Origin of the sequence: Alitabrizicola rongguiensis, from assembly GCF_021491355.1 — a bacterium.
GTDB lineage: Bacteria > Pseudomonadota > Alphaproteobacteria > Rhodobacterales > Rhodobacteraceae > Aliitabrizicola > Aliitabrizicola rongguiensis.
Genome location: NZ_JAKENF010000002.1, coordinates 894811 through 910530 on the forward strand (window position 1 = coordinate 894811; position 15720 = coordinate 910530).

Annotated in this window: 17 protein-coding genes and 1 tRNA gene; 11 read left to right on the forward strand and 7 right to left on the reverse strand. The window is 63.7% G+C overall.

Going from position 1 to position 15720, the window contains the following annotated elements:
* The first annotated feature begins 27 nt into the window (after positions 1-27).
* The 6 genes from L0V05_RS10300 to lpdA all read left to right on the forward strand — a co-directional run bounded on the left by L0V05_RS10300 (position 28) and on the right by lpdA (position 7124).
* On the forward strand, positions 28-2994 hold the full coding sequence (locus L0V05_RS10300) for a 2-oxoglutarate dehydrogenase E1 component (protein WP_234870120.1): 2967 nt from the start codon (positions 28-30) through the stop codon (positions 2992-2994).
* A gap of 1 nt (position 2995) precedes the next feature.
* Entirely contained in the window at positions 2996-4516 is a 1521-nt protein-coding gene (odhB, locus tag L0V05_RS10305; protein WP_234870122.1) for a 2-oxoglutarate dehydrogenase complex dihydrolipoyllysine-residue succinyltransferase, read from the forward strand.
* Position 4517: 1 nt separating this feature from the next.
* Complete coding sequence (locus L0V05_RS10310) at positions 4518-4931, forward strand: hypothetical protein (RefSeq protein ID WP_234870124.1); 414 nt, start codon at positions 4518-4520, stop codon at positions 4929-4931.
* Between the two features lie 61 nt (positions 4932-4992).
* Entirely contained in the window at positions 4993-5232 is a 240-nt protein-coding gene (locus tag L0V05_RS10315) for a hypothetical protein (RefSeq protein ID WP_234870126.1), read from the forward strand.
* A complete protein-coding gene (locus L0V05_RS10320; protein WP_234870128.1) occupies positions 5229-5627 on the forward strand; it encodes an MAPEG family protein in 399 nt (132 codons plus the stop codon). Before L0V05_RS10315 ends, L0V05_RS10320 begins: the two co-directional genes overlap by 4 nt.
* 90 nt (positions 5628-5717) lie before the next feature.
* A complete protein-coding gene (gene lpdA, locus L0V05_RS10325; RefSeq protein WP_255683694.1) occupies positions 5718-7124 on the forward strand; it encodes a dihydrolipoyl dehydrogenase in 1407 nt (468 codons plus the stop codon).
* Between the two features lie 108 nt (positions 7125-7232).
* Here the strand turns inward: lpdA and L0V05_RS10330 are convergent, their stop codons facing one another.
* Both L0V05_RS10330 and L0V05_RS10335 read right to left on the reverse strand, forming a co-directional pair.
* Positions 7233-7883 carry a GntR family transcriptional regulator gene (locus L0V05_RS10330; protein WP_234870131.1) on the reverse strand — a complete coding sequence of 217 codons (651 nt, stop codon included), beginning with the start codon at positions 7881-7883 and terminating at the stop codon, positions 7233-7235.
* Between the two features lie 32 nt (positions 7884-7915).
* Positions 7916-8611 carry a M48 family metallopeptidase gene (locus L0V05_RS10335; protein WP_234870133.1) on the reverse strand — a complete coding sequence of 232 codons (696 nt, stop codon included), beginning with the start codon at positions 8609-8611 and terminating at the stop codon, positions 7916-7918.
* Positions 8612-8779: 168 nt separating this feature from the next.
* Here L0V05_RS10335 and L0V05_RS10340 point away from each other — a divergent pair, with 168 nt between their 5' ends.
* Together L0V05_RS10340 and L0V05_RS10345 are read left to right on the forward strand one after the other, a co-directional pair.
* On the forward strand, positions 8780-9115 hold the full coding sequence (locus L0V05_RS10340; protein ID WP_234870135.1) for a TIGR02300 family protein: 336 nt from the start codon (positions 8780-8782) through the stop codon (positions 9113-9115).
* A 94-nt stretch (positions 9116-9209) separates the two neighbouring features.
* Positions 9210-9285 (forward strand) — tRNA-Ala (locus tag L0V05_RS10345).
* 128 nt (positions 9286-9413) lie between these two features.
* Here the strand turns inward: L0V05_RS10345 and L0V05_RS10350 are convergent.
* Positions 9414-9608: a hypothetical protein gene (locus L0V05_RS10350; RefSeq protein ID WP_234870137.1), complete on the reverse strand. Its 195-nt coding sequence runs from the start codon at positions 9606-9608 to the stop codon at positions 9414-9416.
* 532 nt (positions 9609-10140) lie between these two features.
* Here L0V05_RS10350 and L0V05_RS10355 point away from each other — a divergent pair.
* Positions 10141-11418: an AGE family epimerase/isomerase gene (locus L0V05_RS10355; RefSeq protein ID WP_234870139.1), complete on the forward strand. Its 1278-nt coding sequence runs from the start codon at positions 10141-10143 to the stop codon at positions 11416-11418.
* Here L0V05_RS10355 and L0V05_RS10360 read toward each other — a convergent pair whose 3' ends face one another.
* On the reverse strand, positions 11419-12177 hold the full coding sequence (locus L0V05_RS10360; RefSeq protein WP_234870597.1) for an NAD kinase: 759 nt from the start codon (positions 12175-12177) through the stop codon (positions 11419-11421).
* A 239-nt stretch (positions 12178-12416) separates the two neighbouring features.
* Here L0V05_RS10360 and glyA point away from each other — a divergent pair, with 239 nt between their 5' ends.
* Positions 12417-13712, forward strand: a complete 1296-nt coding sequence (gene glyA / locus L0V05_RS10365; protein WP_234870141.1) for a serine hydroxymethyltransferase — start codon at positions 12417-12419, stop codon at positions 13710-13712.
* A 21-nt stretch (positions 13713-13733) separates the two neighbouring features.
* On the opposite strand, the gene L0V05_RS10370 is transcribed toward glyA, so the two are convergent.
* Positions 13734-14105 (reverse strand): hypothetical protein, encoded by a 372-nt coding sequence (locus L0V05_RS10370; protein WP_234870143.1) that lies wholly within the window; start codon positions 14103-14105, stop codon positions 13734-13736.
* A gap of 92 nt (positions 14106-14197) precedes the next feature.
* On the opposite strand from L0V05_RS10370, the gene L0V05_RS10375 reads away from it, so the two are divergent.
* Positions 14198-14968, forward strand: coding sequence for an alpha/beta fold hydrolase (locus L0V05_RS10375; protein WP_234870145.1), 771 nt, complete (start codon positions 14198-14200; stop codon positions 14966-14968).
* On the opposite strand, the gene L0V05_RS10380 is transcribed toward L0V05_RS10375, so the two are convergent.
* Entirely contained in the window at positions 14969-15454 is a 486-nt protein-coding gene (locus L0V05_RS10380; RefSeq protein WP_234870147.1) for a cytochrome b, read from the reverse strand.
* A 72-nt stretch (positions 15455-15526) separates the two neighbouring features.
* Positions 15527-15703: a hypothetical protein gene (locus L0V05_RS10385; RefSeq protein WP_234870149.1), complete on the reverse strand. Its 177-nt coding sequence runs from the start codon at positions 15701-15703 to the stop codon at positions 15527-15529.
* Positions 15704-15720: the final 17 nt, after the last annotated feature.

Here is a 15720-nt window from a genome sequence, read left to right on the forward strand (position 1 = left end):
GGTGCACACCGCCGCACGGAGGCACTGATGACCGAACAATCCCCCAACAACCAATTCCGCGCTTCGGCCTTCATGGACGGCGCGAATGCCGACTACATCGACCAGCTCCAGGCCCGCTTTGCCTCTGACCCGGCAAGCGTCGATGCCGGATGGGCCGAGTTCTTCAAGGCGCTCGGCGACAGCGAGCTTGACGCCAAGCGCGCCGCAGCTGGTCCGTCCTGGGCCCGCACCGACTGGCCGCCGCAGCCCGCCGACGACCTGACCTCGGCGCTGACCGGCGAATGGCCGCAATCCTCTCCGAAAGAGGCGAAGGCCGCGGCGCAGAAGATCGTCGAGAAGGCGACCGAACAGGGCGTGAGCCTGACCGACGCGCAGGTGCAGCGCGCCGTGCTCGACTCGATCCGCGCGCTGATGATCATCCGCGCCTACCGGATCCGCGGCCACCTCGCCGCAGACCTCGACCCGCTTGGCATCCGCGACCGCTCGAACCACCCCGAGCTCGACCCGAAATCCTACGGTTTCTCCGATGCCGACATGGACCGGCCGATCTTCATCGACAACGTGCTTGGTCTTCAGGTCGCGTCGATGCGCCAGATCATCGAGATCGTGAAGCGCACCTATTGCGGCACCTTCGCACTCCAGTACATGCACATCTCCGACCCCGAGCAGGCCGCCTGGCTCAAGGAACGGATCGAAGGCTACGGCAAGGAAATCGCCTTCACCCGCGAGGGCCGCAAGGCCATCCTCAACAAGCTGGTCGAGGCCGAGGGCTACGAGAAGTTCCTGCATGTCAAGTACATGGGTACCAAGCGTTTCGGCCTGGACGGTGGTGAGGCGCTGATCCCGGCGATGGAGCAGATCATCAAGCGCGGCGGCGCGCTTGGGGTGAAGGAAATCGTCATCGGCATGCCGCACCGCGGTCGCCTTAACGTGCTCGCCAACGTGATGGGCAAGCCCTACCGCGCCATCTTCCACGAATTCCAGGGCGGCTCCTACAAGCCCGAAGACGTGGATGGCTCTGGCGACGTGAAATACCACCTCGGCGCCTCGTCCGACCGGACCTTCGACGGCAACACCGTCCACCTGTCGCTGACCGCCAACCCCAGCCACCTCGAGGCGGTAAACCCGGTCGTCCTCGGCAAGGTCCGCGCCAAGCAGGACCAGCTCCACGACACCGACCGGCACGAGGTCCTGCCGATCCTGCTGCACGGCGACGCGGCCTTTGCCGGCCAGGGCGTCGTGGCGGAATGCTTCCAGCTCTCGGGCATCCGCGGCCACCGCACCGGCGGGACCATCCATCTGGTCGTCAACAACCAGATCGGCTTCACCACCGCCCCGTCCTTCAGCCGGACCTCGCCCTACCCGACCGACATCGCGCTGATGGTCGAGGCGCCGATCTTCCACGTCAACGGCGACGACCCAGAGGCCGTGGTACACGCGGCCAAGGTCGCGACCGAGTTCCGCCAGACGTTCCACAAGGACGTGGTGATCGACATCTTCTGCTACCGCCGCTTCGGTCACAACGAAGGCGACGAGCCGATGTTCACCAACCCGGCGATGTACACCCGCATCCGCAAGCAGAAGACGACGCTCCAGCTCTATACCGAGCGTCTGGTCCGCGACGGGTTGATCCCCGAAGGCGAAATCGAGGACATGAAGGCGGCCTTCCAGGCCACCCTGAATGCCGAGATGGAAGCGGGCAAGGACTATCGCCCGAACAAGGCCGACTGGCTTGATGGCCGCTGGAAGAACCTCGCCCGCGAAGATGCCGAAAGCTACCAGCGCGGCGATACAGCGATCCCGCCCGAGAGGCTTGCCGAGGTCGGAGCGGCGCTGACCCGCGTGCCCGAAGGTTTCGACATCCACAAGACAGTCGCCCGCCAACTCGAGGCGAAAGCCAAGATGTTCGAAACCGGACGCGGCTTCGACTGGGCCACTGCCGAGGCACTCGCCTTCGGCAGCCTCCTCTCCGAAGGATTCCCTGTGCGCCTCTCGGGCCAGGACTCAACCCGCGGCACCTTCAGCCAGCGTCATTCGGCCTTCATCGACCAGGCGACCGAGGACCGCTACTACCCGCTGAACCACATCAAGGCGGGTCAGGCGCGCTACGAGGTCACAGACTCGATGCTGTCGGAATATGCCGTGCTCGGCTTCGAATACGGCTATTCGCTGGCGGAACCGAACGCGCTGACTCTCTGGGAAGCCCAGTTCGGCGATTTCGCCAATGGCGCGCAGATCATGTTCGACCAGTTCATCAACTCGGGCGAGTCGAAATGGCTGCGCATGTCAGGGCTCGTCTGCCTTCTGCCCCATGGCTTCGAAGGTCAGGGGCCGGAACATTCCTCTGCCCGTCTCGAGCGCTTCCTCCAGATGTCGGCCAATGACAACTGGATCGTGGCGAACGTCTCGACCCCGTCGAACTACTTCCACATCCTGCGCCGCCAGATCCATCGCAGCTTCCGCAAGCCGCTGATCCTGATGACGCCGAAATCGCTTCTACGCCATCCGCTCTGCGTCTCGGATGTCGAGGATTTCACCACAGGCTCCAGCTTCCACCGCGTCCTCTGGGACGATGCGCAGAAGGGTCATTCCGAGCTGAAACTGAAGCCCGATGCCAAGATCCGCCGTGTCGTGATCTGCTCGGGCAAGGTCTACTACGACCTTCTCGCCGAGCGCGATGCGCGTGGGCTGAGCGACGTCTATCTGCTGCGTCTAGAGCAGTTCTATCCCTTCCCGGCCCTGTCTCTGGTCAAGGAACTCGAACGTTTCAAGCAGGCCGAGATCGTCTGGTGCCAGGAAGAACCCAAGAACCAGGGAGCGTGGAGCTTCGTCGAGCCGAACATCGAATGGGTGCTCGGCAAGGTCGGCGCAAAGAACGGCCGGCCGAGCTATGCCGGCCGCGCGGCCAGCGCCTCGCCCGCCACGGGCCTTGCCTCGCGCCACAAGGCCGAGCAGGAGGCCCTGGTGAACGATGCGCTGACGATTGGCGGCTGAGATGGCAGTCGAAGTTCGGGTTCCCACGCTTGGCGAAAGCGTCAGCGAGGCGACGGTCGCCACCTGGTACAAGAAGCTGGGGGACGCGGTCGCGCAGGACGAGATGCTGTGCGAGCTGGAGACCGACAAGGTGACGGTAGAGGTGCCCGCCCCCGCGGCCGGGCGCCTTGTTGAAATCGTGGCGCCGGAAGGAACGACCGTCGGGGTCGCCGCCTTGCTGGCGCAGATCGCCGAGGGTGCGGGCGAACCCGCCCCGGCACAGATTGACAAAGGCGCAGCGGCCACGGCCAGCGCGGGAGAGGGCAAGATGATCGACGTGATGGTTCCGACCCTGGGTGAAAGCGTGTCCGAAGCGACCGTCTCCACCTGGTTCAAGAAGCCCGGCGATGCCGTGGCGCAGGATGAGATGTTGTGCGAACTCGAGACCGACAAGGTCTCGGTCGAGGTTCCGTCGCCCGCAGCCGGCGTGCTGGCCGAAATACTTGCCCCAGAAGGCACGACCGTCGCCGCCAACGCCAAGCTTGCGGTGATCTCGACCGATGCAAAGGCCGCCGCGCCCGCTCCGGCCGCCGAAGCCCCGGCTGCCGCACCGGCGCCCGCCGCCGCTCCTGCGGTGAAGGACGTCGAGGATGCGCCTTCGGCGAAAAAGGCGATGGCCGAGGCTGGCGTGTCGCGTGACGCCGTTACCGGCACCGGCCGCGATGGCCGCGTGATGAAGGAAGACGTCGCCCGCGCCGTCGCCGCCGGCAATGCAGCCCCGGCCCCTGCCGCCGCGCCCGCGCCTGTCGTGGTGCCGCGCGGCGCCGTGGCCGCCGAAGACGCGGCGCGGGAAGAACGGGTCAAGATGACCCGCCTGCGCCAGACCATCGCCCGCCGCCTGAAGGATGCGCAGAACACCGCCGCGATGCTCACGACCTACAACGAGGTCGACATGAAGGGCATCATGGACCTGCGCAACGAGTACAAGGACCTGTTCGAGAAGAAGCACAAGGTGAAGCTCGGCTTCATGTCCTTCTTCGTGAAGGCCTGCTGCCATGCGCTGAAGGAAGTGCCCGAGGTCAATGCCGAAATCGACGGCACCGACATCATCTACAAGAACTTCGTGCATATGGGCGTGGCCGTCGGCACGCCGACCGGGCTTGTCGTGCCGGTGGTGCGCGACGCGGACCGCATGAGCTTTGCCGATATCGAGAAGAAGATCGCCGAATTGGGCATCCGCGCCCGCGACGGCAAGCTCTCGATGGCAGAGATGCAGGGCGGCTCCTTCACCATCTCGAACGGCGGCGTCTATGGCTCGCTGATGTCCTCGCCGATCCTGAACCCGCCGCAGTCGGGCATCCTCGGCATGCACAAGATCCAGGACCGCCCGGTCGTGGTCGGCGGCCAGATCGTCATTCGTCCGATGATGTATCTCGCGCTCAGCTACGATCACCGCATCGTCGACGGCAAGGGCGCCGTGACCTTCCTCGTGCGCGTCAAGGAAGCGCTCGAGGATCCGCGCCGGCTCTTGATGGATTTGTAAAATGGATCGCCTGCGTCCTGTTTTCGATACCGAACTCGGCGAGAACGTCGCTTGGCGCATCGAAAACATGGATCGCACTTGGACATTTCTCGAACCTGAACGAAGTGCGATTCCACAGTTCGAATATCGAGCTTACAAAGCACCTAGCGCCAACTGGAATCACGACCATTGTGCTGGATGCAATACGAAGCTCATGGAAGCCGGTGTCCCTGAGGGACTTGCCTTCGGGTGGGCGACAGTCGGGATGGGCATCAAAAAGGGCCAAAAGGTTTCGGTGAACTCAAAGGCATTTCTGGATGGAAGTCTGTTGATCGAACACCCGGATGGTGCGCCAACTTGGTTATGTTGCGACTGTCATCGGATTCTCGAGCAGGTGAGGTCCGGAAAACTGTCGGTCTCAACGGCAAACAACTGATGCAGTCATCAAGCAAAGGGCGCTTCGAAAAGAAGCCTCCCGAGAGCGATTGGGAAGAGCCGTGCAACTGATCCTAGAATTCGCCGCACCGGACTACGTCGTGTGGAAAGCGTCCTTCGACGCCCAGTTTGAGTCCATCGACAACGCCGGTCTCTCGACGTTGCAGATCTGGCGCGCCGCGGACGAGCCGAAGACGCTCGTGCTGTTCGAGGTCCACAACCGCAAGAATGCCGAAGGCTGGCTTGCCCGCGAGCGTGCCTTCGCGGGCGCCGCCCGAGCGACCTTCGTGGAGACGGTATGACCCCGGAACTGACCGTCCTCACTCTGGCCGGCCTGCTGCAGTTCCTGCAGTTCTCACTGATGTCCGTTGCCGTCAACCGCGAGATCGGGCCAGAGCGAACAGCAGGCCCCCGCGATGGCGATGACCTGCGCCGCGATCTGTCGCCCCGCACCGGGCGGCTGGTCCGGGCGATGGACAACCATTTCGAGGCGCTGATCCTCTTCACCCTCGCCGTGGTCGTCGTGACCCTCTCGGGCAAGGCCAGTCTCTTCACTGCGATCTGTGCCTGGGCCTATCTGGCCGCCCGCATCGCCTATGTTCCCGCTTACTATTTCGGGCTGGTGCCCTGGCGGTCGGCCATCTTCGGGGTCGGCTGGCTCGCCACCCTTCTCATGCTTCTGGCGGCACTCCTATGACACATCTCGCCAGACCCCATCCCCTTTCCGACGGTCTCCATAAGCATAGGGAAGCCGTAGGGAAACCAGACGCGTTCCAGACGGGCCGGAATGGCCAAGGAGACCCAAATGGCAGAGTTTGACGTCATCATCATCGGTGCCGGCCCCGGCGGTTATGTCAGCGCGATCCGCTGCGCGCAGCTTGGCCTCAAGACGGCCGTGGTCGAGGCGCGCGAAACACTCGGCGGCACATGTCTCAACGTGGGATGCATCCCCTCCAAGGCGCTGCTGCATGCCAGCCACCTTCTGCATGAAACCCATGAGAACTTTGAGAAAATGGGCCTGATGGGCGGCAAACCCAAGGTCGATTGGACCAAGATGCAGGGCTACAAGGCCGATGTCGTCGGCCAGAACACCAAGGGCATCGAATTCCTGTTCAAGAAGAACAAGATCACCTGGCTGAAAGGCTGGGGCTCGATCCCCGCCCCGGGCCAGGTCAAGGTCGGTGACGAGGTTCACAGCGCGAAGAACATCGTGATCGCCACGGGGTCCGAGCCGTCCTCGCTGCCCGGCGTCATCGTGGACGAGCAGACCGTCGTCACCTCGACCGGCGCGCTCGCGCTGCCGAAGATCCCGAAGTCGATGGTCGTGATCGGCGCCGGCGTAATCGGCCTTGAACTCGGCTCGGTCTATGCCCGACTCGGCACCGAGGTGACGGTGGTGGAATACCTCGATGGGATCACCCCCGGCATGGACGGCGAGGTAGCCAAGGCCTTCCAGAGAATCCTGGCGAAGCAGGGGCTGAAGTTCATCCTCGGCGCCGCAGTGCAGGGGGTCGACGCCGCCAAATCTGGCGCAACCGTCCGCTACAAGCTGCGGAAGGACGACAGCGAGGCAAGTCTGAAGGCCGATGTGGTGCTCGTCGCCACCGGCCGCCGCCCCTACACTTCTGGCCTGGGGCTCGAGGCGCTAGGAGTCGAGATTGAACCGCGCGGCCAGATCAAGACCGACGGTCATTTTGCCACCAATATCAAGGGCATCTACGCCATCGGCGACGCGATCACCGGCCCGATGCTGGCCCACAAGGCCGAGGACGAGGGTATGGCGGTGGCCGAGATCCTCGCAGGAAAGGCCGGCCATGTGAACTACGCGGTCATCCCCGGCGTGATCTACACCACGCCCGAGGTTTCCTCGGTGGGCCAGACCGAGGAACAACTGAAGGCGGAAGGGCACGCCTACAAGGTCGGCAAGTTCCCGTTCATGGGCAATGCCCGTGCAAAGGCGGTGTTCCAGGGGGAAGGCTTCGTCAAGATGCTGGCCGATGCCGCGACCGACCGTGTGCTTGGCTGCCACATCATCGGCCCCGGCGCCGGCGACCTGATCCACGAGGTTTGCGTGGCGATGGAGTTCGGCGCCTCTGCCCAGGATATTGCCCTGACCTGCCACGCCCACCCGACCTATTCGGAAGCGGTGCGCGAGGCCGCTCTGGCTTGCGGCGACGGCGCAATCCACGTCTGACTCGACTTCGATTTTTCCGCGTAAAATCAGTGGCCTGCGGGAAATTCCCGCAGGCTACCTGTTATGGAGCATGTGGCTCGGACAGACTATCACATAGAGATCGCGCACTTAGCTGGCCAAGTGCCGCAGCCCCTGCGTCACGTCGGTGCGGATCGCAAGCCGCAGCCCCGGCTCGTCCCCGGCCTTCAACGCCGCGATAATCGTACGGTGATGCTGGGGCGGTTCGTTGCGCCGAAGCCGCGCATAAAGCGCCCGCATGGTCGGCCCAAGCTGCAGCCAGACCGTCTCGGTCATGGCCAGCATCGCCGGGGCTTGGGCGCGCAGGTAAATCGTGCGGTGGAACTCGAGATTGGTCCGTATGTAGGCGATCGCGTCCTGCTTCGCGACTGCCTCGGTATTGGCCGCATTGATCGTCTTCAGCCGCTCGACCAATGCCAGATGGATCCTCGGCAGGGCCCGGGAGGCGAGTTCCGGTTCAAGAAGCGCGCGGATCGCCGCCAGTTCCTCGATCCGCTCGGCCGAGAGTTCAGGCGTCGAAATCCGCCCCGACAGGGACAACGTCAGTGCCCCTTCCGCTGCCAACCGCTGCACCGCCTCCCGCGCCGGGGTCATGGACACGCCGAAGGTCCGCGCCAAGCCGCGCAGCGTGAGGGCCTGGCCCGGCGCCAGTTCGCCATGCATCACCTGCGTGCGCAACGCCCGGTACAGCCGGTCATGCGCAGCGATCGTCGGATCTGTAGGGCGGGCCTGGGTCAACATGTGCCAAAGCGAAACACCGCCCCGTTGCCGGGTCAATCCCCGCCGGCGTCAAAACGGTATGCATGGAGCGCCTGTCCCTGCCGCTTGAGCCACGCCCGCCGCTGCGCATAGCCGGGCATCAGCCGCGCCACGACCGCCCAAAATGCATCCGAATGGTTCATTTCGGCCAGATGCGCCACCTCATGGGCCGCGACATAGTCCAGCACCTCGGGCGGAGCCATGATCAGCCGCCACGAATACATCAACGATCCATCCACCGTGCATGACCCCCACCGCGACCGCGTGTCGCGCAGCGTAATGCGCCGGAAAGGTCGCCCGAGTGCTGCGGCGTGCCGGTCGCTCGCCTCGGTCAGCCGGTCCCTGGCCAGGGTGCGCAGAAAGGCGGCGGTTCGTGTACCCGCCTGCGCCGCTTCGCCCGGCACAAGGAGCGATTCGCCGTAAACCCGTACCAGCCGTCCGGTGGCGGGCTCGATCCGCAGCATCCGCCCCTCGACCGGAATCGTGCTGCCATGGCCGACAAGGTCAAGTTTCGGCATCCGTGCCAGGGCTGATCGAATCCAGTCCTCCTGTGCCCGGGCGAAGGCAAGCGCCTCGGCTTCCCGCGCGCGGGGTGGCAGGCTGAGGGTCACGGTGCCGTCAAGCCGCGAGACACGCAGCGAAAACCGCCGCGCCCGGGCCGAACGGCGCAGCGTGATCTCGATTGGCGGATGTCCGGGCAGATGCGGCATGACGGTCCCTTATCACCTCGAAAGAATAACCTTGCGGAGGCTGGGCGAAACCCCCATATGCCGGGCATCCGCAGGGGGCAGATGCCACGAGGAAAGGCTTTGACAGCCGCCCGGCCTTGTGGCAAGCGACTGCGACTCTGGACCTGCCAGCATTTCAAGGGGACGACCATGCCCAAGGAAGAATGGGGCACGAAGCGTGTTTGCCCGACCACCGGCAAGCGCTTCTACGACCTGAACCGGACGCCGATCATCAGCCCCTACACGGGCGAGGTCGTCGACATCGAAAGTGCACGCCGCAAGGCCGCCTCGGCCGTGATCTCGCGCGCCGTGCCCGAGAAGGACGACGATCTGCTCGTCGAAGATCTGGAAGCCGATGACGACCTGATCGAAGGCGGTGTCGCGGCCGATGACGATCTGGATGACGAGCTGCTCGAGGATGACGCGGATGACACCGTTTCGCTCGACGATCTGACAGACGTCGCCGGCGACGAAGAGGAAGTCTGATTTCCGGGAAGGGCGCAAATTGGGGCTTGCACGCCTCCGCGCCCTTCCGTAAAGAACCGCAGCGGTCCGCAAGGGCCGCTTCCCAAGACGGATCGGGGTCGTAGCTCAGTTGGGAGAGCGCTTGAATGGCATTCAAGAGGTCAGGGGTTCGATTCCCCTCGGCTCCACCAAATCCGGAAGGTAGATGAAAGGCCGCCTCGGGGCGGCCCTTTTCTTTTGCGCATTGCGCTGGCTCACTCCGCCGGAATGCGAAACGCGCCCCGAAGGGCGCGTTTCACCGAGGACAATGACCGAAGGTTCAGCGGGCGCCAACCGCCAGCAGAACCATGCCAAGAAGAACCACCATCTCGGACATCGGCAGGGCCTGCGGGCAATTCAGCAGGCGGTCGACAATCGAGGCATTTGCCGCCATGTCCCTGTGCCAGGGAGAGGGCGGCGGATCAAACTGAAAGTCAACAGACGAGAACCGGCTGTTGCGGCGGAAAAACTGCATGAAACCCTCGTGAACTACCGAACGATTAGACACGCCCAGAAGGCGAGCTAGCAGTGCGGTCATTGCCGACAGCGATGTCACAACTGCAATTAGAGAATAACCTTTCAGCCAATGTGGCACAACTTTGGCGCGTCGCGGCCCAATATCCACTTCTTGCCATGATTGAGCCGGCTAACGTTCTTGGATCGAGAACAGCGACGCATTCTTCCACATGCCAACCTGTCCAAAGAGACAAGCATCCGGGACGGAAGTCGCAATCCTTTGGACAATCGGTTAACTTCTGCGCGTGCAAAGCACTGATGTTTGGTTGTTTCCATTTTCGGGAATATGCGTTGCCAGTCTGGAAATTGCGCGACTGATACCGGTTTGGACTTCCCGGGAAGTGCCGAAGGCGTCGTATTGGGTGACTACGGGCAAGTCTCGATCGTCAAATTTACCAGATGTTCCTCTGCAAGAAACTTGCGCGCGTCAATCTTGTGCCCCGCCAGCAGCAGGACGTATCAAGACGGAGCAGGAACGGGAGGAGCCGAAAATGCAGGATCGTTATGACTGGCCGGGCGCAACCGGACCAGATTTTCTTTCCCGACCTATTCACAGGCAGTGGCTCTTGGATCAGGCCAAGTCGCTCTTCGCCTTCTTCCATCCCGCGGCATTGAACCCCAAGGGGGGATTCCATCCACTTGACGATGCCGGACGCCCGTTTGCCGCGCCCGGCCCCAACGGCGCGGCGCGTCACCTGCACGAGGCGACCCGCATGGTGCATTGCTACGCGATGGCACATCAACTCGGGCTGCCTGGTGCAGATCGGATGATCGATCACGGAATGGACTTCATCTGGACCCGGCACCGCGACCAGAAGAACGGTGGCTATTTCTGGGGCATCGATGACAGCGGACCCGTGAATCCCACGAAGCAGGCCTATGGCCATGCTTTCGTCTTGCTCGCCGGTTCCTCGGCGAAAGTGGTGGGGCACCCTGATGCAGACCAAATGATCTCTGACGTGACCGAAATCCTGCTCCACCACTTCTGGGACAATGCTGCGGGCGCGACGACCGAGGAATATGCTGCCGACTGGCAGCCGCTAGGGTCGTATCGCGGTCAGAATTCGAACATGCACCTGACCGAAGCGCTGATGGCTGCCTTCGAGGCAACGGGCGATCGCAGCTATCTCGTCATGGCCGAACGGATCGCGAGCCTCATCATCAACTGCCATGCCCGGGCCGAGGGCTGGCGTGTGGCCGAGCATTTCCACGCCGATTGGACAGTGGACCGCGACTATGCGGGCGACCCGATGTTCCGCCCGGCCGGGACCACGCCCGGTCATGCGCTCGAATGGTCGCGGCTGCTGGTGCAACTGTGGGAACTTGGCGGCCGCCAGCATGCGTGGATGCACGAGGCGGCGCAGGCGCTGTTCCTCAAGACCTGTGCCATTGGCTGGGATCGCGCGCAGGGAGGATTCTACTACACGCTTGACTGGCAGGACCGGCCCGATCGCTCTGATCGCTATTGGTGGCCCTGCGCCGAAGGTATCGCGGCGGCCTCGGTTCTGCGGCAGGTCAGCGACGATCCGCGCTTCGAACTCTGGTATCGGCGGATCTGGAGCTTCGTCGCGACCCATGTCATCGACCACCAGGGCGGCAGCTGGTGGCCCGAGATCGATGATGACCTGAAGCCGGTCTCCCGGGTCTTCACGGGGAAGCCCGACCTCTATCACGCGGTGCAGGCCTGCCTGATTCCCCTCCTGCCCTCTTCAGGCAGTGCGACTCGCGGTCTGGCCAGCAAAGCCGGGGCTGTGATCGTTACTGGCTGATCAAAGGAACTGCTCTCGCAGCAAGCGCTCGTCCAGGCCATGACCAGGGTCGAACAGGATCCGATGGCGGATGCTTGGCTCGGACCGTATCTCGACCGTGATGACATCGCGGACCGAGCGGCTGTCGGCATCGGCCATGACCGGCCGCTTATCCGGCTCCATCACGTCAAAGCGCACGACGGCCGATTTGGGCAAGAGGGCGCCGCGCCAGCGCCGAGGCCGGAACGGGGCGATCGCCGTCAGGGCAAGCACATCAGATCCGACCGGAAGGATCGGACCATAGGCAGAATAATTGTAGGCCGTGGACCCTGCAGGCGTGCAGACGAGCGCGCCGTCGCAGACCAGTTCGTCCAGCCGGGTCCGTCCGTCGATGGTGATCTTCAGCTTGGCGGCCTGAGGGCCGGCGCGCAGCAAGGACACCTCGTTGATGGCCAGACCTTCCTCGACCAAGCCGCTCCGGGTCGTAGCCCGCATGGCCAAGGGGTTGATCACCTCTTCCTCGGCCACATCAAGGCGCCTCAATAGACCCTCGCTGTCATAGGCATTCATCAGGAAGCCGATGGTGCCGCAATTCATTCCATAGACCGGAGTGTCCAGCCGCTCGATTTCGTGCAGGGTCTGTAGCATGAACCCGTCACCGCCAAGCGCAACGACGACATCCGCCGAGGCGAGGTCGTGCTGACCGTATTCCGCTGTCAGCACCTGAAGCGCCTTTTGCGCTTCCGGGGCCGCACTTGCCCTGAAGGTGATCCGCCGCATGACCTGTCCGTTCACTTCGCGCCCACCCGATCCCGCCCGTTGCCATTCAGTCTTGTCGCCCCGATGCAGCAAACTCAACCCTTGCCGGAGGGGACTTGGCGATTTCGCTTCAGCGCCAAGGTTTCCGATCTGCTGCGCCAATTTCGCCTGCGACACGGTTCAGGTCGTTTTCCAGCCTTTCCCGACCCGTGGGCATGCACTAAATGAAGCGCGATTTCAGCCCCCGAGAGGAGCCGCCTATGAACGCCCCGCACCGCGACGCCGGTTTCTTCACCGAAAGCCTGTCTAGTCGTGATCCTGAGATTTTTGGCGCCGTGACCAACGAGCTTGGCCGCCAACGCGACGAGATCGAACTGATCGCGTCGGAGAACATCGTCTCGCTCGCCGTGCTGCAGGCGCAGGGGTCGGTGCTGACCAACAAATATGCCGAAGGCTATCCCGGCAAGCGCTACTACGGCGGCTGCCAGTTCGTGGACGTGGCCGAGACGCTGGCGATCGAGCGGGCGAAGCAGCTCTTCGGTTGTAACTACGCCAACGTGCAACCGAACTCCGGCAGCCAGATGAACCAGGCGGTATTCCTGGCGCTGCTGAAGCCCGGCGACACCTTCATGGGCCTCGACCTGAACTCGGGTGGCCACCTGACGCACGGCTCGCCGGTCAACATGTCGGGCAAGTGGTTCAACGTCGTCTCCTACGGCGTGCGTCAGCAAGACCAGCGGCTGGACATGGACGAGGTGCGCGCCAAGGCGCTGGAGCATCGTCCGAAGCTGATCCTTGCCGGCGGCACAGCCTATAGCCGCGAATGGGACTGGGCTGCCTTCCGTGCCATCGCCGACGAAATCGGGGCTTACCTGCATGTCGACATGGCCCATATCGCCGGTCTGGTGGCGGGCGGCGTCCATGCCTCGCCAATCCCGCATGCGCATGTTGTAACCTCGACCACGCACAAATCCCTTCGCGGTCCGCGCGGCGGCCTGATCCTGTGCAACGACGAGGACATCGCCAAGAAGATGAATTCGGCGGTGTTCCCCGGCCTGCAGGGCGGTCCGCTGATGCATGTGATCGCCGCCAAGGCGGTGGCCTTTGGCGAAGCGCTGCGGCCCGAGTTCAAGGCCTATGCGGCGCAGGTGAAGAAGAACGCCGCCGCCATGGCCGACCAGCTGATGAAGGGCGGGATCGACATCGTTTCCGGCGGCACCGACAACCACCTGTGTCTGGCTGACCTGCGCCCGAAGAAGGTGACCGGCAAGGCCGCCGAGGCTGCCCTTGGCCGTGCCCACATCACCTGCAACAAGAACGGCGTGCCCTTCGACCCCGAGAAGCCCTTTGTGACCAGCGGCATCCGCCTCGGCGCGCCCGCGGGCACGACCCGCGGCTTTGGTGAGGCCGAGTTCCGCCAGATTGCCGACTGGATCGTCGAGGTCGTTGACGGCCTTGCCGCGCATGGCGAAGAGGGCAATGCTGCCGTCGAGGCGAAGGTGAAGGCAGAAGTCGAGGCGCTCTGCGCCCGGTTCCCGATCTACCCGTCGCTCTGATCTCTCGTCTCTGGCGCGGCTTCAGAAGTAGCCGCGCCAGTGCAAGACGCCAAGCGTCAGCACGAGCACCGCGAACAGGCTGATTGCAATCGAGTTCGCGACCCCGATCCAGGTGTTTCGCCGCCGCGCCGAGGCATCGATGCGGCTGAGATGCCGGACGCTCAGATCGAAGGCCCTCGCCACGCGAGCCTCGTCAATGCGCAGCTTCAGCTTCGGATTCTGGGCATGGCGCGCCGCTTCCTCGATCACGCCGATCTCGGAGCGGATCGCGGCGGGCAGCACGCGACCGGAGCGGCGCAATTTGTCGGCCAGCGAACGCCCACGCAGGCCCAGCCGCTCTTCCATCAGCGCCGCGACCCGGTCTGCCATCTGCTGAATAGTTACTGCACCCATTCCCTGCTCCTGACCTGCCGGATCAGACTATGGCGGCAGGGGCGCGGCATCAACATCTGGCAGGACAGTGACTTGACCGCTATGAGATTGCCATGCTGACCCTCATTAGCCATCCCGCCCAGACCGCCACCGATGCACTGCCCCTGGTAATCGCCCACGGTCTGTTCGGCTGTGGCAGGAACTGGGGCGTCATCGCCCGCCGCCTCTCGGACAGGCGCGACGTGTACGCGGTCGACATGCGCAACCATGGCGACAGCGCCTGGACCCCGACCCACAGCTACTTCGATCTTGCGGCGGATCTGGCCGAAGTTATCGGATCGATTGGCGGGAAGGCAGACCTTCTTGGCCACTCGATGGGGGGAAAGGCATCCATGACGCTTGCCCTGACCCAAGGCGACCTGATCCGCCGGCTCGTCGTGGCCGACATCGCGCCTGTAGCCTATGAGCACGATCAGTCGCGCCACATCGACGCAATGCGGGCGCTCGACCTGACCGGCCTCAAGGGGCGCAGCGAAGCCGATCGTCGGTTTGCTGCGCTGGTTCCTGATGACTCTCTGCGCGCCTTCTTCCTGCAATCGCTCGACTTGCGGAGCGATCCGCCGCGCTGGCGGCTGAACTTGGATACACTGGAAGCCGAAATGCCAAAGATCGTCGGCTGGCCCGATCCGCCCGGCCACTTCGAAGGAGCGGCACTTTTCCTGACCGGTGCGGACTCCCACTACGTCAAGCCCGAGGATCGCGCCCGGATCCTTTCCCTGTTTCCGCGCGCGCGCTTTGCGAAGCTTCCCGGGGCAGGCCACTGGCTGCATGCAGAAAAGCCGCGTGAGTTCGAGGAAACCGTGCGCGTCTTTCTCGAGGCGTGATCAGGCCTCGGGCTGCCGCATCCGGTTCAAGAGATTGTCCTTCAGCCCGAACTGGTGCCAAAGCGCCGCCGCGATGTGGAGAACCGCCAGGATCAGGATCGCGGGCTTCATCGCCTCGTGGACTTCCGCTGCCGAGGCGATCCCGCCGAACCAGGCCGCAAGCCCGGTCATTGGGGTGACGATCAGCAGAGCATAGAGCAGCCAATGCACAAGGCCGGCTGCCTTCTGTTGCAGCCCCGCCCCCAACGCCTCAGGCGCGCCGCGGGTGAAGCGCAGGCCAAGCCGCCACAGCACCAAGAGCAGGATCACGATGCCAAGACCGATGTGCAACCATGCCAAGGTACCCGTCTGTGACGGCTCCCCTCGCTCGACGGCCCGCCACGCGCCCTTTATCCCGTCTTCCAGAAAGAGCTGCGGCACCAGCAGAATCGCGACGATCCAGTGAAGAGAGATCTGGGTTCTCGAATAGCCCTTGGGCGTCGGCATATGCGCCTCCTCAGTTCGGCGATCTGATAGGGACGCAGCCTAACCTACCCTATCCCTTGCACCAGAGCGAAATCACGCAAGCCGCCTTGCAATTATCGCACTGACCGGAATTGCGACCACGGCCCCCAGGACTGCGGCCGCAATGATTGCCTTGGCCGTGAAATAGCCCATGGACAACACCGCCACGATCGCCATGCCGGCCAGACTTACGCCCGCCATCGAATAGATCACCATCATCAGCCGCGTCATTGCCCGACCCTCCTACA